Source organism: Microbispora sp. CL1-1 (assembly GCF_012034195.1).
Taxonomy (GTDB): Bacteria; Actinomycetota; Actinomycetes; order Streptosporangiales; family Streptosporangiaceae; genus Microbispora.
Map to the genome: position 1 here is coordinate 188418 of NZ_JAATEK010000004.1, position 17868 is coordinate 206285.

Below are 17868 nucleotides of genomic sequence, written 5' to 3' on the forward strand. Positions count from 1 at the left end.
CCGGAGTCCCGTTTGGCGTGCAACGGTGAACATCGGATATCCTCGTGTGGCCAGCCGGTTGTCCCGGCATTGCTCGGACGAGCCGCTGCACCGGCGCCGGGCCGATCGACTGATTCAAAGGAGCGATTACCGTGGCTTCCGTCTGCGACGTCTGCGCCAAGAAGCCGATTTTCGGCAACAACATCTCCCACTCGCACCGCCGCACCCGCCGCCGCTGGAACCCCAACATCCAGACCGTGCGCGCGGTGGTCAACGGGACGCCGAAGCGGATGAACGTCTGCACCTCCTGCATCAAGGCGGGCAAGGTCACGCGCTGACCGTCTGACATCCGCGAGAGCCCGCCACCTGAACCGGTGGCGGGCTCTCGCGCTGTCTCGACAGAGACGACCTCGACCAGAGACGGCCTCGACAGAGACGGCCTCGACAGAGACGACCTCGGCAGAGACGACCTCGACCGGAGATGGTCTCGGCCCGGGACGACCTGGACCGGGACAACCTTGACTGGAGACGACCTCGACCGCCCTGGAAAGGGCGCTGAGCGGGATCACGACGGTGTTCCTGGTCTGGCCCTTCCTCACGTCCGAGGGCGCGCAGGACGTCCTCGCCACGATCGCGGGCTCCGCCCGCCGCCTCGTCTACCTGTCGTCGTCAGGCGTGAACGAGGACGCCGGGTGGCGGACCGACCCGATCTACCGGCTCCACGCCGAGATGGAGAGCCTCATCAAGGCGTCGGGCCTGGAGTGGACCATCCTGCGCGCCGACACGATCGCCTCCAACGCGCTGGGATGGGCCGGGCAGATCCGGCAGGACGGTGTCGTACGCGGCCCCGGCATCGCCCCCACGGCGGTGGTGCACCAGGCCGACGTCGCGGCCGTGGCGGCCCGCGTGCCGACCGGCGACGGGCACGCGGGGGCCACGCACGTGCTGACCGGACCGCACGTGGTGAGCAGGGCCGACCAGGTCCGCCTGATCGGCGAGGTGATCGGCCGTCCGCTGCGCTTCGAGGAGGTTCCCGTGGAGGCGGCACGCGAGCGGATGCTCGCGGACGGAAGGCCGCCCGCGCTGGTCGAGGCACTGCTGGCGAGCACCCGGCGTCCCCGCTCCGACCTGGTGACCTCGACGGTGGAACAGATCACCGGCAGACCCGCGCGGACGTTCCGCCAGTGGGCCGCCGACCACGCCGACGCCTTCCGCTGAGGCATCGCGCCAGGGCATCGCGCCGGGGCCTCCCGCGACCCGGACGCCCCGGCTCAGGCGTCCGTCCGCATCCGCCAGGCGTGGTCCACGGGCCCGATGCCCGCGCCCAGGGGGAACCCGTGCGCGATGGCGCCCGTGACGTACTCCTTGGCCCGCCGTACGGCGCCGGGCACGTCCTCGCCGAGGGCGAGGTACGACGCGATCGCGGAGGCGAGCGTGCAGCCGGTGCCGTGGGTGTGCCGGTTGTCGTGCCGCTCGGCGGTGAAGCGGTGCTCGCTCGACCCGTCGGTGAGCAGGTCCACCGGCTCCCCGGGAAGGTGGCCGCCCTTGATCAGCGCCCATTTCGGGCCGAGCGCCAGCACCGCCTCGGCGGCGCGGGGCATGTCGCCGGTGTCCTCGACCTTGACGCCCGTGAGCTGCTCGACCTCCCACAGGTTGGGGGTGACCACGGTCGCGGTCGGCAGCAGCACGCTCTTGACGGTCTCCACGGCCTCCGGCGCGAGCAGGCTGTCGCCGTGCTTGGACACGCCGACCGGGTCCACCACGACGGGCACGGTCACGCCCGCGAGGACCTCCGCGACGGTCTTCACCAGCACGGACGACGCCAGCATGCCCGTCTTGATCGCCTGGGCTCCGATGTCGCCGAGGACCGAGTCGAGCTGTGCCCGCACCGCCTCGGGGGGCAGTTCCCAGTAGCCCTGCACACCCAGTGAGTTCTGCGCCGTCACGGCCGCGATGACGCTCATGCCGTGGACGCCGAGGGCCAGCATGGTCTTCAGGTCGGCCTGGATGCCGGCGCCGCCGCCGGAGTCCGAGCCCGCGATGGTCAGGACACGTGGTGGGGTGGTCATGCGACCATCCAACCAAAACCCCCGCCGTTCCCTGGAAAACGCCCCGTCTCCGGCTGTGGCCGGGAGCCGGGAGCCGGGGGCTGGAGGCTGGGGGGCTGGGGGGCTGGGGGCTGGGGGACCGGGTCAGCGGGTCGCGGCCGCGCCGAGACTCATGCCGCACACCCGTGAAGCGTTGGCGTACGCGGCGCCCGGCCGTCCCGAGGCGTTCCGCCGAGCCGCCGACGCCGCCGACGCCGCCGGGCCGCCGGGGACGCCTCAGCCGCGCTGGGACGCGCCGGTGACCTCACAACGTCCCTCGGAGAGCACGCAGTCGGCGGGTGCGGCCGACGCGCCCTCGGCGTGGATGGTCAGCGTCAGCGTGCCGCCCTGGTCCAGCGCGGCCTGCGAGGTCAGGGTCAGGGTGTCCCCCTGCTGCCGCCAGCCTGCCCCCTCGACCGAGGTCACCCGCCCGCCGACGGCCAGCCGGATGGTCCATGCGGGCAGGTCCGGGCCCTCGTTCCGTACGGCGAGCCGGGCCGTGTAGCCGCCCGCGTGACGGTTCGTCACCGTGAACCCCACCCGCACCGCCGGGCCTCCGGCGACGAGAGCGGACGTGGTCCGCACCGGGTGCGCGCCGGTCCTGCGGTTCGCATCGGCGTCGGACTCGTCAGCGGAGTCGTCCGCGTCACCGGCGTCTTCGCCGCTCCCGGAGTCGTTCAGCGGGGTCTCACCGGGCGTCGCGCCGTCGGTGGACCCGGCGCCCGTCGTGTCGTCCGGGTCGGCCGTGACGGCGGCGGGAGCATCGTCCACCTGCCCGGTCGGGTGGGCCGACGCACGCGGGGCAGCGGTGGACGAGGCACGCGTACGGGCGGACGTGTGGTCGTGGTCCCGGCCCTTCGAGGTCGCCGTCGCGACCGGTGTGGCGCGGGGAGCCGCGGGGGTGCCCTCCCCGGCGTCGTTCTGCGCGGCGTCCTCCTGTGCGGTGTCCTTCTGTGCGGTGTCCTCCTGGCCGGAACCGGACGCGCCGGAGTCCTTCTTGCCCTGTTGGTCCTGACCGTTCCCGGCCGGGTCGCCGGACGCGGGGGTCGCGTCGAGGGACTGGCCGGACCCGGCTCCGTACGGCCCGCCGTCGGCTGCGCAGTTCTCCGACGTCGGGCAGGCCGTCGTCGGCTGATCCAGGGCCAGGGAGGTCCGCCCGGCGAGCAGCCGAGCGCCGCCGGCCGTGACGCCCACGGCCAGCAGCACCGACAGCCCCGACACGAGCGCCAGCCGCCGCATGCGTCTCGGCGGCTTCGCATGGTCGTCCCCGTCCTGCCCGGGGTCCCCGGCGCCCAAGGACGCCGTCAGGAGGGCGGACGAGGCCGTCCGTTCCGAAGGCGATGACGACATCGACGGCGACGACGGACTCTCGGACTCCAGCCGCTCGGGCGACAGGGCCGCGAACATCCGGCTCGTCGACTCCGAGGGCGGCACCGGCCACGGCACGGCACCGCTGTTTGTCGCCAGGCCACTGCTCGTCACAGGGCCGGTCGCGGGGCCACCGGCGGCCTCCGAGGGCGGCGCGGGCCACGGCATGGCACCGCTGTTTGTCGCCGGGCCACTGCTCGTCACCGGACCCGTCACAGGGCCGGTCATCGGGCCGGTCGCGGGGCCACCGGCGGCCTCCGAAGGCGGCACCGGCCACGGCACGGCACCGCCGCCCGGCCACTGCGCGGACTGGCCGGGCCCGGCGAGGGACTGCTCGTCCGGCGTCACCGGCGGACGGTAGGCCAGGTGGTCCTGAACGCCACCCCTCTCTGCGAGGTCGTCCTGACCCGGGGAGGGCTGACCCTCTCGTGCCTTGCGTCCTGCCGTGTGGCGGCCCATGACGGTCCTTCCTGTTGCCTGACCGCCATACTTAATAACAGATCTAATACGCCTATGTCACAAATTTCACATCACGCACGGAAGTGATCCCATCCCCCTTTGGTCCAGGTCTGTCCGTTGACCTGCACTCCGTGTCCCTCCGTGACGGCTCCCACACGCGTCCATTCGGGCGGCAGCCGTACGCCGGGAGGGAACGTCGCGGCCAGCGCGTGGTCGTCACCTCCCGTGAGCACCCACTCCAGGGGGTCCGCGCCGAGCTCGCGTGCCGCCGCGGACAGTGACTCCGGCACGGGTAAGGCGGCGGCGTCCAGTCCCACGGCCACGCCGCTCGCGTCGGCGACGTGACCGAGGTCCTGCAGCAGGCCGTCGCTGACGTCGAGCATCGCCGTCGCGCCGAGCAGCGCCGCCGCAGGACCGCAGGCGTACGGCGGCCGGGGACGGCGGTGCGCCTCCAGCAGGGTCACGAGGTCCGGGGAGCCGCCGGTCACCCCCGCTTCGAACAGGGCCAGGCCGGCCGCGGCGTGGCCGAGACGGCCCGCCACCGCGACCACGTCGCCCGGACGCGCGCCCGACCGGGTCACCGGGGCCCTGCCGCCGAGATCGCCCAGCGCGGTCACGCCGAGCACGACGGTCTCCGAGCGGGCGATGTCGCCCCCCGCCACCGTCGCCCCCACCAGGTCGCACTCGTCGCGGAAGCCGTCGGTCAGGGCGTCCACCCAGTCGGTGCCGACGTCGGCGGGCAGCCCCAGGCCGACCACGAGAGCGGTCGGATCGGCCCCCATGGCAACAATGTCGGAAAGGTTCTGTGCCGCCGCCTTCCGGCCTATGTCGTAGCCACTCGACCAGTCGCGGCGGAAGTGCCTACCCTCGATCAGGAGGTCCGTGCTGACGACGACCCGCCCATCGGGCGCCTTCAGGACCGCGGCGTCGTCGCCGGGGCCCAGCAGTACGGCCGCAGTCCGCGGAAGGCGTCCCGATATCCGCTGGATTACTCCGAATTCGCCGAGATCTCCGACTGTGATGGCACACCCCTTGTGCATTCGAGGTACGGTTACGCTCCGGCACTGATCTCTACCCGGAGGGCGTCATGGTGCAGGCCTACATCCTTATCCAGACCGAGGTCGGCAGGGCCGCCAACGTGGCCGAGGAGATCTCCTCCATTCCCGGGGTGACGCAGGCCGAGGATGTCACCGGGCCCTACGACGTGATCGTCCGCGCCCAGGCCAACAACGTGGACGAGCTCGGCAAGCTCGTGGTGGCCCAGATCCAGGCCGTCCACGGCATCACCCGTACACTGACGTGTCCGATCGTCCACATCTGAGCGGAGCGCGAGCCGAGGAGACGATGCGAGAGGCGAGGAGGCCCCTGCGCGCCACACCGGCAGGCCTGGTCCTGGCGGCGCTCGCCCTGCTCGCCGCCTGCTCGTCCACCGTCCACGTAGAGCCGCCCACGCCGACCGGCGAGGCGGCCGCGGCCTGCCGCAAGCTCGAAGCCGCGCTGCCGAAGACGCTCGAAGGGCTCGACCGGACCCCCTCCGAGCCGCCCTCGCCGTACGTCGCCGTCTGGGGTGACGGCCAGATCGCGCTGCGCTGCGGCGTGCCCCGGCCCGCCGCGATGGAGCCCACGGCCGAGGTCGCCGACATCAACGGCGTCGGCTGGTTCCAGGACCCGCGGCGGCCGACGCTGTTCACGTCCACCAACCGGGTGGCGTACGTCGAGGTGACGATCGGGCAGGGGATCCAGGCCGGGGCCGTGCTGGTCGACCTCGCCGAGCCGATCAAGTCGAGCATCCCGGAGTGACTACCGCAGGCCCGCGGGCCGGCGCAGCGCGAGCTGGATCAGCCGCTCGACCAGGTCGGCGTACGGCAGGCCGGTGGCGGCCCACAGCTGCGGCGCGACCGACAGCGACGTGAAGCCCGGCATCGTGTTGATCTCGTTGACGATCAGCTCGCCGGACGGCGTGTAGAAGAAGTCGACCCGCGACAGGCCCTCGCAGCCGAGCGCCTCGAACGCGCGCACGGCCAGGGACCGCAGCGTCTCGGCCACCTCGCCGGGGATGTCGGCCGGCGCCCGGAGCTCCATCTGGTCGGGGTAGTACTTGGCCTCGAAGTCGAAGAACTCGCGCTCGCCCCGCACGAGCACCTCGCCGGGGACGCTCGCCTCGGGGGCGGCGTCGCCGAGCGACTCCAGCACCGCGCACTCGACCTCCCGGCCGACGATCGCGGCCTCGACCAGCACCTTCGGGTCGTGCTCCCGGGCGAGCTCGATCGCCGCCTCCAGCGACTCGGGGTCGTGCGCCTTGGTGATGCCTTGCGACGACCCGGCCCTGGACGGCTTCACGAACACCGGCCAGCCCAGTTCCTCGATCTCCTTGAGCACCCGGCCGCGGTCGAGCCGCCAGTCGCGGTCGCGTACGACCACGAACGGGCCGACCGGCAGCCCGGCGGCGCGCAGCACGAGCTTCATGTACGCCTTGTCCATGCCGACCGCGCTGGCCAGCACGCCCGAGCCCACGTAGCGGACCCCGGCCATCTCCAGCAGGCCCTGGATCGTCCCGTCCTCCCCGAACGGCCCGTGCAGCATGGGGAACACGACGTCCACGCGGCCGAGCGCACGCGGGATGTCGCCCGAATCGAGAGCCACAAGGGTGCCGGAGTCGCCGGGGAGTGCGAGCGCGGTGCCGGAGTCGTCCACGACGGGCAGGCGACCGGACTCGATCGCGTAGGACTGGCCGTCCGACGCCAGCACCCAGCGCCCGTCCTGGGCGATGCCGATGGGGATGACCTCGTACTTCGTCCGGTCGATGGCCTCCAGCACACTGCCCGCGCCCATCAGGGAGACGGCGTGCTCGGAGTTGCGGCCACCGAAGACGACTGCCACGCGTACGCGTGACGGGGACTCGCGCTCCTCATTCATGATGCCCGAATCTACCGTGTTCGAGACGCAAAACGGCTTGTCAGCCACGCCCGTCGTGGGAGTCCGTTATCCCCGCTGAGACCGTGATCAGAACCCGGCGAGATCCCGATCGGACGGTGATCAGACGCCGTAGCGCTCCGGCTTCGGCGTGCGCGACATCAGCAGGACGGCGGCCTCACCGGGGGTCATGCCGTCGTGGACGACGCCGACGACCACCTCGGTGATGGGCATCTCCACGTCGTGCTTCTTGGCGAGTTCGAGCACCGACTCGCACGACTTGACCCCCTCGGCCGTCTGCTTCGTGGCGGCGACGACCTCGGCCATCGTCATGCCCCGGCCCAGGTTCTCGCCGAAGGTGCGGTTGCGCGACAGCGGCGAGGTGCAGGTGGCGACGAGGTCGCCCATCCCGGCGAGGCCGGCGAAGGTGTGCTGGTCCGCCCCGAGCACCGCGCCCAGGCGGGCGATCTCGGCCAGCCCCCGCGTCATGAGCGTCGCCCGCACGTTGTCGCCCAGGCCCATGCCGGCCGCGACGCCGACGGCCAGCGCGATGACGTTCTTGACCGCGCCGCCGAGCTCGACGCCCACCACGTCCGGATTGGTGTAGGTCCGGAACCACGGCAGATGGCACGCCTCCTGGAGCCGGGCGGCCACCTCCTCGTCGGAGCAGGCGACGACGGCCGCGGCGGGCTGCCGCCGGGCCAGCTCGGGCACCAGGTTGGGCCCGGAGACCACGGCCACCCGGCGCTCCGGCACCTCGGCCACCTCGCAGATGACCTCGCTCATCCGCTTGCAGGTGCCGAGCTCGACACCCTTCATCAGGCTGACGAGCACGGCGTCCGGCGGGATGTGCGGCTTCCATGTCCGGAGGTTGGCGCGCAGCGTCTGGGACGGCACCGCGAGGACCACGAAGTCGGCGCCCGCCATGGCCTCGGCGGGGTCGGTCGTGGCGCGGATCGTGTCGGGCAGCCGCGTCCCCGGCAGATACTCGGGGTTCTCCCGGGTCTCGTTGATCGCGTCGACGATCTCCGCCCGCCTGCCCCACAGGGTCGTGGAGGTGCCGGCCTCGGCGAGGATCATCGCGAACGTGGTGCCCCACGAGCCCGTTCCGAAAACAGCCGCCCTGCTCACTGGCCGCACCACTCCTCTTGCTCCGCGCGCTCCCCCCTCACCGTACGCTCCGCTCAGCCCTCGGCCGCATTCTTGGGGTCATAGGGGACCTCTGGCGCCTTCTCGTCCCGGATCTCGGCCAGCAGCTCGGTGATGGCGGCGGTGATGTCGGCGGTCGCGTCGCGCAGCACCGAGCCGCGCATGGGCTTCCCGGCGTACTTGGACAGGTCGACCGGCGGCCCGGCGAGCACGTGGAAGGTCTTGCGCGGCAGCAGGCGCGGCTTCGTCGCCCCGTACGGCAGCAGCTCCTGGGCGCCCCAGTGGGCGATCGGGATGACCGGCACGCCGGTAGCGAGGGCCAGCCGGGCGACACCGGTCTTGCCGACCATGGGCCACAGGTCGGGATCGCGGGTGATCGTACCCTCGGGATAGAACAGGATGCAGGCGCCGTTCCGCAGCCGCTCCTCGGCGATCTTCAGCGACTTGGTGGCCTCGGTGCTGTTGCGTTCGACCGGGATGGCCTGGAGCTGGGCGATGGCGTGACCGAGCCCGCGGATCCGGAAGAGACCCGCCTTGGCCAGGATCGTGGGCCACCGCCCGTTGTTGTAGAGGTAGTGCGAGAGCAGCACGGGGTCGGACCACGACAGGTGGTTGGCGGCGATGATCAGCCCGCCGGTGCGGGGGATGTTCTCCCCGCCCCGCCACCTCCGCCGTACGAACAGCCGTGAGATCGGCTTGACGACGACGACCGCGAGCGTCTCCCAGAAGCGCGGCGGACGGCCCGCGCGGCGGTTCACCGTGGCGGCGGCGGGCGCCGCGGGTGTGGGCGCGGGTGTGGTCGGGTCGGACGAGGGTTCGCTGGGGTGGCTCACAGGGTCTCCAAAATCACCGGGATCCGGGACAAGTCTCCCGGTTGGCCATGGGCGATGTCGAGGCGGGATGCTACAGGCATGCACCTCGCGCGATGGTCAATAGTGGTCCCGGTGAAGACCCTGATCCGGGCCAAGACACGGCTGGCGGCGGCCGCCGGGCCGCACCGGGCCGATCTGGCCGTCGCGGTGGCCTCCGACACCGTGGCGGCGGCGCTGCGGTGCCCGCTGGTGGCGCGCGTGGTGGTCGTGACGGCCGACCCGCTGCCCGCGCGGCGGCTGGCCGCGCTCGGTGCCCACGTGGTGGCCGATCCCGACCGGGGGCTGAACACCGCCCTTCGCACCGGGGCGGAGGAGGCCGTACGGCTCGCGCCCGGCGACGCCGTCGGCGCGCTGCAGGCCGACCTGCCCGCCCTGCGGCCCGCGGAGCTGGAGACGGTGCTCGCGGCGGCACTGGAGTTCGACCAGGCGTTCGTCCCCGACGCCGCCGAGGTGGGGACGACCTTCTACGGCGTGCGGCCGGGCGTGACCTTCCGGCCGGGGTTCGGCGGCGAGTCGCGGGCCAGGCACCTGTCGCGGGGGGCCAAGGAGCTGACCCCGCCGGGGATCACGTCCGTACGCAGGGACGTGGACACCGTGGAGGACCTGCGCGACGCCCTCGCCCTTGGCGTCGGCCCCGCGACCGCCGAGGTCGCGGCCCTGATGCTCGGCACGACTCCGGAACCCTGACCCTTCGGACACCACGCCCCTGACGGCCGTACGGCCCGGATGGCCCTGATGGCCGTGCGGCCCGGACGTCCCGGCGGTTCTAATGGCCGTGCGGCCCTGACGTCAGAAGGGCGGCCGCGCCGAGCCCCCGCTCCGGCGTGGCCGCCCGTGACGTCGTGTCAGTGGGCCGCCTCCGCGTTCTCGCGAGCCTGCTTGGGCAGGAGGAAGGCCACGACGAAGGTGAGCAGGAGCATTCCGGCCACCACCCACAGGGTGATCTTCATGGCCTGGTCGAAGCTCCCGGCGGTGGGGACGTCGCCGAGCAGGTCGAAGAAGACCGTGCCGAGCAGGGCCACGCCGAACGCGTTGCCGAGCTGCTGCACCGCCGTCAGCGTGCCGGACGCCGAGCCCGTCTCGTGCTCCTCCACGCCGGCGAGCACGATGTCGAAGAAGGGCGACATCAGCAGGCCCATGCCGATGCCGCTGACGATCAGCGCGGGGGCGAGCTGCCAGGGGCTGACGTGCATGCCCGCGAGGTTCAGCGTGAGCACGACGCCGAGCACGCCCAGCGTCATGAGCAGGGTGCCGCCCTGGAGCAGCTTGCGCCCGAACTTCTGCAGCCCCTGCGCGAGCCCGAACCCGAGGATCATGCCGCCCGACCAGGGCACCATCGCGAGCCCCGCCTTGAGCGGCGAGTAGCCGAGCCCCAGCTGGCAGTAGAGGTTGAAGGCCAGCATGAACCCGGCCATGCCGGAGAAGAACACCATGCCGGTGAACAGGCCCCCGGTGAACGCGCGCTTGCGGAACAGGCTCGGCACGATCAGGGGGTCGCCGCCCGCGCGGCTGCGGCGGGACTGGAACCAGCCGAAGACGGCGAACACGAGCACCGACGCGGCGAGCATGACGAACGCCCACGCGGGCCAGTCGTTCTCGCGGCCCTGCACCAGCGGGTAGATCACCAGGAAGGCGCCCACGGACGCGAGCGCGACCCCGGCCAGGTCGAGCCGCGGCGGCTGCGGCGATCGCGACTCGGGCAGGAAGCGCATTCCGGCGAGCAGCGCGGCCAGGCCGAGCGGCAGGTTGATCAGGAAGATCATCCGCCAGCTCGTGCCCCAGAAGTCGGCCGTCACGAGCCAGCCGGCAAGGATCGGGCCGCCGACGGCCGACAACCCCATGACCGGCCCGAACATCCCGAACGCCTTGCCCATCTCGGCGGGCGGGAACATCTCCTTGATCATTCCGAGGCCCTGGGGCAGCATGATCGAGCCGAACAGGCCCTGGATCACCCGGGCGCCGATCAGCACCTCGGGCGACTGCGCGACGGCGCACAGCAGGGATCCCACGGTGAACCCGGCGGCTCCGATCAAGAACATGCGCCTGCGGCCGAAGATGTCACCGAGCCGCCCGCCGGTGATCAGCCCCACGGCCATCGAAAGCGTGTAGGCGGCGCCGAGCCACTGGATGACGGCCTCGGAGCCGCCCAGGTCGGCGCGCATCTCGGGCGCCGCGATGTTGGTGACCATCGCGTCGAGAAGGTCCATGACCTCTCCGGCGAGGATCACGAAGAGCGCCGCCCAGCGCCAGCGGTACGGCGCCCCCGCCACCGGCGACGCCGGCGCGGTCGCCGTGATGGGTTCCGACATCATCCCTCCCTGAAACTGAACAGTGTTCATAGTAAAGTGAGCGCTGTTCTATCACCGATCAGTGTTCAGCGCCAAGTTCGATGTTCACCACGATATATCTCGTTTCGGCGCCACACAAGATATATCTCGTTGAGAGAGCGGTGTTCGTGGAAGCGGAGCGGTGTTCATTAGCATGGGCGGAACAGCGGGAGGTCCTTCATGACACAGCCGGACATGCCCACACCGCCGTGGGAGCGTCCGCCCAGGCGACGTACGCCCGCCAGGGTGCCACTCACCCGCGAGCGGATCGTCGACGCCGCCTACACGGTTCTCGACCGTGATGGATACGACCGGCTGAGCATGCGGCAGGTCGCCGCCGAACTCGGGGTCGCCGTCTCGGCGCTGTACGTCCACGTACACGACAAGGACGAACTGTTGCAGCTCATGTACACCCGCATGTTCGAGGGCTACGACGTTCCCGAGCCCGACCCCGAGCACTGGCGGGAGCAGGTCAAGGACTTCGCCCGCCAGGCGCGTGAGCGGATGCTGAGCCATCGCGACCTGCCGAAGCTCGCCATGGGCCACGTGCCGTTCACCCCGGAGCTGCTCCCCTACGTCGAGCGGCTGCTGGCGGTCTTCGCCGCCGCCGGGATTCCGCGGCACGTGCTGGCCATCTCCGGCGACCTGCTGTCCACCTACATCAACGGGTTCGCGCTGGAGGAGACCGTCTGGCAGGAGCGTTACCGCGAGTCGCAGGGCTCGTGGGACAAGCTGCGCGAGGAGATCAACGGCTACTTCGCCTCGCTGCCGCCCGACCGGTTCCCGAACCTGGTGGCGCTCGCCGACATCATGATGGACGAGTCGAACGACTACCGGTTCGAGCTCGGCCTGGAGATCATCCTGCGCGGGCTCGCCTCCTACATCGGTGAGCCGGAGCCCGGCGAGGAGCGCGAGGAGGGTTAGGAGACCGCGCGGATCCGCGGCGCGAGCAGGACCGGCAGATGGGCGAGCGTGTAGGCCCCGCAGGCGGTCCAGAACGCGACGCGCACCCCGGCGAGCTGCCCCAGCGTGCCCGCCAGCAGGCCGCCGAGCGGCATCGGACCCCACATCAGGAACCGCATCGTGGCGCTCAGCCTGCCGAGCAGGTGCGGCGGGCAGATCGACTGGCGGTAGGCCCCCTGCGCCACGCTGAACACGGTGGTCGCCACCCCACTGGCCGCCAGGGCCGCCGGCAGGATCAGCAGGCGCGGGCCCGCCGCCGTCAGCGCGAGCGGGGCTATGCAGACCGTGGCCGCCCAGGCCGAGCCGTACATGGCCCGGCCCGTGCCGACGCGGGCCGTGATCCGCGGGGCGAGCCAGGCCCCGGCCACCCCGCCCACCGCTCCGGCCGACAGCAGCATGCCGTACGTGCCGGGGCTGACGCCGACCTCGCGGACCATGTAGAGCGGCACCGTGGCCGACCACAGGCCGAACGTCAGCATCATCAACGCCCCGACGGCGGCCACCCGGCGCAGGACGGGCTGCCCGGCGACGAACAGCAGGCCCTCGGCGATCTCCGGCCACAGCCGGGCGCCGCCCCTGACGCCTCTGTCTCTCAGGGCTTTCTCACCGGGCTGCTCGTCCGCGCGTACGCCGAGGAGCAGCAGCGCGGACCCCGCGTAGCTGAGGGCGTCGGCGACCACCGCGATCGGGGCGGTGAGCGCCTGCACCAGCCAGCCGCCGATCCCCGGGCCGGAGAGCTGGGCGAGCGACTGGTTCGCGGCGAGCGTGCCGTGCCCGCGGGCGAGGTCCTCCCGGCCGACGATGGACGGGAGATAGCTCTGGTGGGCGACATCGAAGAAGACCGTGCACAGCCCGTTCACCAAGGCCACGGCGTACATCTGCGGCAGGCCGAGCACTCCGAGCAGGGCCGCGGCCGGGATCGACAGCAGCGCCAGGGCGCGGACCACGTCGGCGGCGACCAGCACCGGACGGCGCCGCATGCGGTCCACCCACGCTCCGGCGGGCAGGCCGACGAGCAGGAACGCCACCATCTCTGCGGCGGTGAGCAGCCCCACCTCGAACGGGCTCGCGTGCAGGGTGAGCGCCGCCGTGAGCGGCAGGGCGACCAGGGATACCTCGCTGCCGAGCTTGCTGATCGCGTCGGCCCCGGCGTATCGCCGGAAGTCACGCACGCGCCACAGGCTCCTCGCCACTGCCTCGGTCATGGCGGGCCATGCTGGCAGCCGGAGGATTCGCTGGTCAAAGGATTTTCCACGCACAGCGGTAGGCTTGCGGCGTGCAGGCGACGGTGCAGAGCTTCGACCCCGCGACCCGCTCGGGCTGGGTCTTCCTCGACGACGGCACCCGGATCCCGTTCGACGGCGAGGCGTTCGACGCCGGGCCGCTGCGCCACCTGCGCCCCGGCCAGCGGGTCGCCCTCGTCATGGCGGACGACCGCGTCACCTACGTGACGCTCTCCACGTTCCCGACGCCCTGAGCCTCCGGCGCTCCGTCTCCTGTCCTCCGGGTCTCCGGCGCACTGGGTCTCCCGCCCCCTCAGTCCCGGCGCTCAGTCCCGGCGCGCCACGTGTCCGGCGCCGCGTCTCGGGCCCCCGGAGTCTCCCGCGTTTCGGGCGTTGGCGCGTCAGACGGTCTTGAGCGCTCCTCCGTCGATCACCAGGTCGGCGCCGTTGACGCTCGCCGCGCGCGGTGAGGCGAGGTAGGTCACGAGGGCCGCCACCTCCGCCGGTTCGACCAGCCGTCCCGTGGTCATGCCCGCCCGGGCCGGCAGCCCGGCCAGAAACTGCTCGTGCGACACTCCGAGCGCCGCAGCCAGCTCGGCGCCGTAGCCGTCGGGCGCCTCCCACATTGCGGTGCGGACCGCGCCGGGCGAGACCGTGTTCACCCGCACCCCCTGCGGCCCGAACTCCTCCGCCAGGGCCTTACCGAACGCCGTGAGCGCCGCCTTCGCCGTGGTGTACGGCAGCGGGCCCACGTGCGGCATGCGGGCGCCGTTCGAGGAGATGTTCACGATCACACCGCGGCGGCGCACGACGGCGGGCAGCGCGGCGCGAGTCGTCCGTACGGCGGCGAAGAAGTTGAGGTCGAACCACGAGAGCCACTCGTCATCCGCGAAGCCGAGGAATCCCCGCACGCCGTTCACCCCGGGGTCCCCGCCGCCCACATTGTTGACGAGCAGATCGAGACCCTCCTCCAGCTCTGCCACCGCAAGCTCGACCAGGTGCGCCGGGCCCTCGGGCGTCGAGAGGTCCACCGGAACGGCGATCGCGCCGGTCTCCTTCAGCTCCGCGCTGACGTTCCGCGCCGCCGCCACCACGCGGACGCCCTCCGCGGCGAGCGCCGCGACGACCGCCAGCCCGATGCCCCGGCTGGCACCGGTGACCAGCGCCGTACGTCCCTTGAGTCCCATGTCCATGGCGCACCCCTCCGCGCTTTTCGCAACTTGAGTGACGCAATGAAGCTATAACTTGCCACATAAATGTTGCAAGTCATGAGCGAGCTGAATCCTGCCGGTAGCATGTGACGGTGCCGAAAGCCCAGCAGCCTTCGCAGCTCGGAAAGCGCCCGCTCCGGGCCGACTCCGAGCGGACCGTGCGGACGATCCTGGAGGCGGCCGAGCGGGTGTTCGCCGCCAATCCGGCGGCGACCATGGAGCAGGTCGCCCAGGCGGCCGGGGTCGCCCGCACGACCGTCCACCGCCGTTTCGCCACCCGCGAGGCCCTGGTGGAGGAGCTCACCGGCTGGGCCGCCCGCCGGTTCGCCGAGGCCGTCGAGTCGGCCCACGCGGACAGCACGCCGCCCCTCGTCGCGCTCTACCAGGTGACCGCCAACGTCCTGCGGGTGAAGACGGACTGGTGGTTCGCCATGAACCGTACGGCCGACGACGTCCACCCCGAGGCCGCCCGCGTGCACGCGAAGGTCCGCGACGATTGCGAGCGGCTGCTCCGCCGGGCCCGTGAAGCGGGTGTGCTGCGTCCCGACGCCGACATCGACTGGACCCGCCGCGTCTACTACGCCCTCATCCACGAGGCCGCCGCCGAGAGCGCGGCCAGAGGCACGTCCAGAGACACGTCCGGAGGCGTGTCCGAGGGCGGGTCTCAGGGCGGGGCCGGGAGCACATCCGGAGGCATGTCCGAGGGCGGGTCTCAGGGCGGGGCCGGGAGCACATCCGGAGGCATGTCCGAGGGCGGGTCTCAGGGCGGGGCCGAGGGCACGTCCGAAAACGGGTCCGGGGACGGGGCCTGGGGCACATCCGGAGGCGTGTCCGAGGACGGGTCTGAGAGCGGGGTTCAGGGCAGGGCCGGGGACAGGTCTGGAGGCACGTCCGGGAGCACATCCGACGGCGACTCCCAAAGCCGGGACGCCGAGGCCCTCGCGACCCGGGTCGTGGACACCCTGCTGCGCGGGTTCGGCTCCCCCAGCGCGCCGGTCATCGCCTGATGGGAGCTTCCGAGTCGGTCTGATCAGGCAGACCCGGTCTCCGGTGGCCGCCGATGAGCGAGCACCCCCGACGCCTGGGCCGCGGACCTGTCGCCCGCGAGACGCTCTCCCCGCTTTCACCCTCCTGAACTGAGCCCTGACCCTGACCTGGGCCCTGACCTGGGCCCTGACCTGGGCCCTGACCTGGGGCGGGTTTGACCCGATCACCCGGCCGGGGTTCTACTGGAGAGGCTCTACGCGCCGCCGTACGACACCGAGGAGGTGATCGGGATGACATCCGGCAGTAGCCCAGAACCATCCCATCCCGTCGCCTTCCCCGCGACGCGAAGCCCCGGCGTCGTCGAGGCGGTCGCCGCCCGCTGTCACGCGAGGTGACGGGTTCTCATCCGTGCCGCACTCCCGGCACGGGACAGGAGGTCCGTCATGACGATCACGATTTCCGTTCCGTTCACGCTGCCGCAGATCCTGCACCGGACGGCTCGTGTCCTGTTCCCCGTCCTGATGCCTCTCGCCCTCGCCCTGGCGGGCTCCGCCGAGGCCGGCGTCGGCATGCACCTGGGGCTGGAGATCGGGCTGCTGGTCCTCCGGCACCTCCTGGGGGTCTGAGCGGGCGGGGCGGCGGCTACGGCCGCACCCGCCTGGCCCGGGACTCCAGGTAGCGCTGCTCGGCCATGCTGGCCGTGGCCTTCGCGGCGCGCCGGTAGTGCTCGTACGCCCCGGCCGTGTCGCCGGTCTTCTCCAGCAGATGCGCGCGCACGGACAGCAGCCGGTGGTGCCCGGCCATCCGCTCGTCCCCGTCCAGCGTGGACAGCAGGGCCAGCCCGGCCTTCGGGCCCTCGATCTCGGCGAGCGCGATCGCCCGGTTGAGGGTGACCATCGGGTTGGGTGCGATCCGCTCCAGGATCAGATAGAGGGCGTGCACCTGCGGCCAGTCGGTCTCCTCGGCCGTGGCCGCGTCGGCGTGCGTGGCGGCGATGGCGGCCTGCAGTTTGTAGGGCCCCAGCTCGGGGCCGGCCAGCGCAGCCTTGATCAGCTCGATGCCCTCGTCGATCAGCCCGCGATCCCATTTCGCGCGGTCCTGCTCGTCCAGCGGCACCAGGTCGCCGGACGGGGTCGTACGGGCCTCCCGGCGGGCGTGGGTCAGCAGCATCAGCGCGAGCAGCCCGGTCACCTCGCCGTCCTCGGGCAATTGGGCGTGCACCATCCGGGTCAGCCGGATCGCCTCGTGCGCGAGGTCGGCGCGGTGCAGTTCACTGCCCGATGAGGCGGTGTAGCCCTCGTTGAAGATCAGATAGAGCACGTGCAGGACGACGCGGAGCCGCTCGTGGAGCTCCGCGCCGCCCGGCATGGCGAACGTGCTGCCGGCGGCCTTGATGCGCTGCTTGGCCCGGCTGATCCTGGCCGCCATCGTGGCCTCCGGCACCAGGAACGCGCGGGCGATCTCGGCCGTGGTCAGGCCGCCGACCGCCCGCAGCGTCAGGGCGACCTGGGAGGCCGCGGTCAGCGTGGGATGGCAGCACAGGAAGAGCAGGACGAGCGTGTCGTCGGTGTCCGGCACGTCCTCCGGTGTCACCTCGACGGCCGCCGTCGCCGACTCCCGCTCACGGCGCGCGTGGTCGCTGCGCATCTGGTCGATCAGCCGCCGGGACGCGACGGTCGACAGCCAGCCGCGGGGGTTGTCCGGCACCCCCTCGGCCGGCCACTGCACGGCGGCGGCGAGAACGGCCTCCTGCACGGCGTCCTCGCACCCCTCGAACCGGCCGTACCGCCGTACCAGCGCGCCGAGGACCTGCGGCGTGAGCTCACGTAACAGGTCCTCGATGACCGGTGCTGTCATGCCTCCAATTGTCCGTCGGCGAACATGACCTGCCGCACCTCGACGCCGAGACCCTCGATCGCGGTGTCCGGGATCTGCGCGGCCAGCTCGATCGCCCGCTCCTTGCTCTCGCAGTCGATCAGGTAGAAGCCGCCCAGATATTCCTTGGCCTCCAGGAAGGGGCCGTCGGTGACCACCGGCTGGCCGTCGCGTACGGACACCACCGCGGCCTGCGACGGGTCGACCAGCGCCTGCGTGGTGATCAGCTCCCCGGACCGCTTCAGTCCCTCGATGAACCTGCCGTGCCCCTCGCCGATCGCCGCCCGCTCCTCGTCGGTCAGCGCGTCGAGCACGGCCGGGTTGATGTGCAGGCTGATCAGGAACTTCATCTCGTTCTCCTCGTGGTTCGCGAGCCCCCTCGGGGCCCTTCCACCGGGTGGTCGGAGCCGGCTCCGCCGTCTTGACATGTACTCGCGTCAAAAAACTCCCGGCCG

Annotated in this window: 21 protein-coding genes; 10 read left to right on the plus strand and 11 right to left on the minus strand. The window is 72.0% G+C overall.

All coding sequences use genetic code 11. The features are described 5' to 3' along the window. The first annotated feature begins 131 nt into the window (after nucleotides 1-131). Both rpmB and HCK04_RS06900 read left to right on the plus strand, forming a co-directional pair. Nucleotides 132-317, plus strand: a complete 186-nt coding sequence (rpmB, locus tag HCK04_RS06895; protein ID WP_030506042.1) for a 50S ribosomal protein L28 — start codon at nucleotides 132-134, stop codon at nucleotides 315-317. 205 nt (nucleotides 318-522) lie between these two features. After that, nucleotides 523-1197, plus strand: a complete 675-nt coding sequence (locus HCK04_RS06900) for an NAD(P)H-binding protein (protein ID WP_260617158.1) — start codon at nucleotides 523-525, stop codon at nucleotides 1195-1197. 53 nt (nucleotides 1198-1250) lie between these two features. Here HCK04_RS06900 and thiD read toward each other — a convergent pair whose 3' ends face one another. Both thiD and HCK04_RS06910 read right to left on the minus strand, forming a co-directional pair. Then, nucleotides 1251-2048 carry a bifunctional hydroxymethylpyrimidine kinase/phosphomethylpyrimidine kinase gene (thiD, locus tag HCK04_RS06905; RefSeq protein ID WP_142646052.1) on the minus strand — a complete coding sequence of 266 codons (798 nt, stop codon included), beginning with the start codon at nucleotides 2046-2048 and terminating at the stop codon, nucleotides 1251-1253. Nucleotides 2049-2303: 255 nt separating this feature from the next. Next, a complete protein-coding gene (locus HCK04_RS06910) occupies nucleotides 2304-3305 on the minus strand; it encodes a cellulose binding domain-containing protein (protein WP_142646054.1) in 1002 nt (333 codons plus the stop codon). Between HCK04_RS06910 and HCK04_RS06915 the strand changes: the two genes are divergently transcribed. Continuing rightward, complete coding sequence (locus HCK04_RS06915) at nucleotides 3304-3795, plus strand: hypothetical protein (RefSeq protein WP_142646056.1); 492 nt, start codon at nucleotides 3304-3306, stop codon at nucleotides 3793-3795. The genes HCK04_RS06910 and HCK04_RS06915 overlap by 2 nt on opposite strands. Before the next feature lie 169 nt (nucleotides 3796-3964). Here HCK04_RS06915 and HCK04_RS06920 read toward each other — a convergent pair whose 3' ends face one another. Then, nucleotides 3965-4933: a thiamine-phosphate kinase gene (locus HCK04_RS06920; protein WP_142646058.1), complete on the minus strand. Its 969-nt coding sequence runs from the start codon at nucleotides 4931-4933 to the stop codon at nucleotides 3965-3967. A gap of 47 nt (nucleotides 4934-4980) precedes the next feature. Between HCK04_RS06920 and HCK04_RS06925 the strand changes: the two genes are divergently transcribed. After that, nucleotides 4981-5214: an Lrp/AsnC ligand binding domain-containing protein gene (locus tag HCK04_RS06925; protein WP_030506047.1), complete on the plus strand. Its 234-nt coding sequence runs from the start codon at nucleotides 4981-4983 to the stop codon at nucleotides 5212-5214. Between the two features lie 23 nt (nucleotides 5215-5237). Further along, complete coding sequence (locus tag HCK04_RS06930) at nucleotides 5238-5693, plus strand: DUF3515 domain-containing protein (RefSeq protein WP_142646060.1); 456 nt, start codon at nucleotides 5238-5240, stop codon at nucleotides 5691-5693. On the opposite strand, the gene HCK04_RS06935 is transcribed toward HCK04_RS06930, so the two are convergent. The 3 genes from HCK04_RS06935 to HCK04_RS06945 form a co-directional block, all read right to left on the minus strand. Further along, nucleotides 5694-6809, minus strand: coding sequence for a D-alanine--D-alanine ligase family protein (locus HCK04_RS06935; RefSeq protein WP_142646062.1), 1116 nt, complete (start codon nucleotides 6807-6809; stop codon nucleotides 5694-5696). 120 nt (nucleotides 6810-6929) lie between these two features. Next, entirely contained in the window at nucleotides 6930-7937 is a 1008-nt protein-coding gene (locus HCK04_RS06940; protein WP_142646063.1) for an NAD(P)H-dependent glycerol-3-phosphate dehydrogenase, read from the minus strand. 53 nt (nucleotides 7938-7990) lie between these two features. Next, nucleotides 7991-8788, minus strand: a complete 798-nt coding sequence (locus HCK04_RS06945; protein ID WP_260617146.1) for a lysophospholipid acyltransferase family protein — start codon at nucleotides 8786-8788, stop codon at nucleotides 7991-7993. A gap of 78 nt (nucleotides 8789-8866) precedes the next feature. Between HCK04_RS06945 and cofC the strand changes: the two genes are divergently transcribed. Then, complete coding sequence (cofC, locus tag HCK04_RS06950; protein WP_142646064.1) at nucleotides 8867-9514, plus strand: 2-phospho-L-lactate guanylyltransferase; 648 nt, start codon at nucleotides 8867-8869, stop codon at nucleotides 9512-9514. Between the two features lie 158 nt (nucleotides 9515-9672). Here the strand turns inward: cofC and HCK04_RS06955 are convergent, their stop codons facing one another. Continuing rightward, the gene (locus HCK04_RS06955; protein ID WP_142646065.1) at nucleotides 9673-11136 is read right to left on the minus strand and encodes an MFS transporter; all 1464 of its coding nucleotides are present in this window, start codon (nucleotides 11134-11136) and stop codon (nucleotides 9673-9675) included. Between the two features lie 198 nt (nucleotides 11137-11334). Here HCK04_RS06955 and HCK04_RS06960 point away from each other — a divergent pair, with 198 nt between their 5' ends. After that, a complete protein-coding gene (locus HCK04_RS06960) occupies nucleotides 11335-12078 on the plus strand; it encodes a TetR/AcrR family transcriptional regulator (RefSeq protein WP_142646066.1) in 744 nt (247 codons plus the stop codon). Here HCK04_RS06960 and HCK04_RS06965 read toward each other — a convergent pair. Next, the gene (locus tag HCK04_RS06965) at nucleotides 12075-13322 is read right to left on the minus strand and encodes an MFS transporter (protein ID WP_142646067.1); all 1248 of its coding nucleotides are present in this window, start codon (nucleotides 13320-13322) and stop codon (nucleotides 12075-12077) included. The genes HCK04_RS06960 and HCK04_RS06965 overlap by 4 nt on opposite strands. A 71-nt stretch (nucleotides 13323-13393) precedes the next feature. On the opposite strand from HCK04_RS06965, the gene HCK04_RS06970 reads away from it, so the two are divergent. Continuing rightward, on the plus strand, nucleotides 13394-13594 hold the full coding sequence (locus tag HCK04_RS06970) for a hypothetical protein (RefSeq protein ID WP_142617359.1): 201 nt from the start codon (nucleotides 13394-13396) through the stop codon (nucleotides 13592-13594). A 147-nt stretch (nucleotides 13595-13741) separates the two neighbouring features. Here HCK04_RS06970 and HCK04_RS06975 read toward each other — a convergent pair whose 3' ends face one another. Further along, nucleotides 13742-14533, minus strand: a complete 792-nt coding sequence (locus HCK04_RS06975) for an SDR family oxidoreductase (RefSeq protein WP_142646068.1) — start codon at nucleotides 14531-14533, stop codon at nucleotides 13742-13744. Nucleotides 14534-14643: 110 nt separating this feature from the next. Here HCK04_RS06975 and HCK04_RS42065 point away from each other — a divergent pair, with 110 nt between their 5' ends. Beyond that, on the plus strand, nucleotides 14644-15558 hold the full coding sequence (locus HCK04_RS42065) for a TetR family transcriptional regulator (RefSeq protein WP_260617147.1): 915 nt from the start codon (nucleotides 14644-14646) through the stop codon (nucleotides 15556-15558). A gap of 423 nt (nucleotides 15559-15981) precedes the next feature. Beyond that, entirely contained in the window at nucleotides 15982-16164 is a 183-nt protein-coding gene (locus HCK04_RS06985; RefSeq protein ID WP_142646069.1) for a hypothetical protein, read from the plus strand. Between the two features lie 16 nt (nucleotides 16165-16180). Here HCK04_RS06985 and HCK04_RS06990 read toward each other — a convergent pair whose 3' ends face one another. Both HCK04_RS06990 and HCK04_RS06995 read right to left on the minus strand, forming a co-directional pair. Continuing rightward, nucleotides 16181-17395, minus strand: coding sequence for a DUF6596 domain-containing protein (locus HCK04_RS06990; protein WP_142646070.1), 1215 nt, complete (start codon nucleotides 17393-17395; stop codon nucleotides 16181-16183). Then, complete coding sequence (locus HCK04_RS06995; RefSeq protein WP_142646071.1) at nucleotides 17392-17763, minus strand: YciI family protein; 372 nt, start codon at nucleotides 17761-17763, stop codon at nucleotides 17392-17394. The genes HCK04_RS06990 and HCK04_RS06995 overlap by 4 nt, the downstream gene beginning before the upstream one ends. Between the last annotated feature and the right edge of the window lie 105 nt (nucleotides 17764-17868).

Coding starts and splice junctions, on each gene's coding strand:
- HCK04_RS06985 (WP_142646069.1), top strand. CDS start 15,982: ATGACGATCACGATTTCCGTTCCGTTCACGCTGCCGCAGATCCTGCAC.
- HCK04_RS06995 (WP_142646071.1), bottom strand. CDS start 17,763: ATGAAGTTCCTGATCAGCCTGCACATCAACCCGGCCGTGCTCGACGCG.
- HCK04_RS06925 (WP_030506047.1), top strand. CDS start 4,981: ATGGTGCAGGCCTACATCCTTATCCAGACCGAGGTCGGCAGGGCCGCC.
- cofC (WP_142646064.1), top strand. CDS start 8,867: ATGCACCTCGCGCGATGGTCAATAGTGGTCCCGGTGAAGACCCTGATC.
- HCK04_RS06920 (WP_142646058.1), bottom strand. CDS start 4,933: ATGCACAAGGGGTGTGCCATCACAGTCGGAGATCTCGGCGAATTCGGA.
- HCK04_RS06960 (WP_142646066.1), top strand. CDS start 11,335: ATGACACAGCCGGACATGCCCACACCGCCGTGGGAGCGTCCGCCCAGG.
- HCK04_RS06915 (WP_142646056.1), top strand. CDS start 3,304: ATGCGTCTCGGCGGCTTCGCATGGTCGTCCCCGTCCTGCCCGGGGTCC.
- HCK04_RS06990 (WP_142646070.1), bottom strand. CDS start 17,395: ATGACAGCACCGGTCATCGAGGACCTGTTACGTGAGCTCACGCCGCAG.
- HCK04_RS06930 (WP_142646060.1), top strand. CDS start 5,238: ATGCGAGAGGCGAGGAGGCCCCTGCGCGCCACACCGGCAGGCCTGGTC.
- HCK04_RS06910 (WP_142646054.1), bottom strand. CDS start 3,305: ATGCGGCGGCTGGCGCTCGTGTCGGGGCTGTCGGTGCTGCTGGCCGTG.
- HCK04_RS06965 (WP_142646067.1), bottom strand. CDS start 13,322: ATGACCGAGGCAGTGGCGAGGAGCCTGTGGCGCGTGCGTGACTTCCGG.
- HCK04_RS06975 (WP_142646068.1), bottom strand. CDS start 14,533: ATGGACATGGGACTCAAGGGACGTACGGCGCTGGTCACCGGTGCCAGC.
- HCK04_RS06955 (WP_142646065.1), bottom strand. CDS start 11,136: ATGTCGGAACCCATCACGGCGACCGCGCCGGCGTCGCCGGTGGCGGGG.
- thiD (WP_142646052.1), bottom strand. CDS start 2,048: ATGACCACCCCACCACGTGTCCTGACCATCGCGGGCTCGGACTCCGGC.
- HCK04_RS06935 (WP_142646062.1), bottom strand. CDS start 6,809: ATGAATGAGGAGCGCGAGTCCCCGTCACGCGTACGCGTGGCAGTCGTC.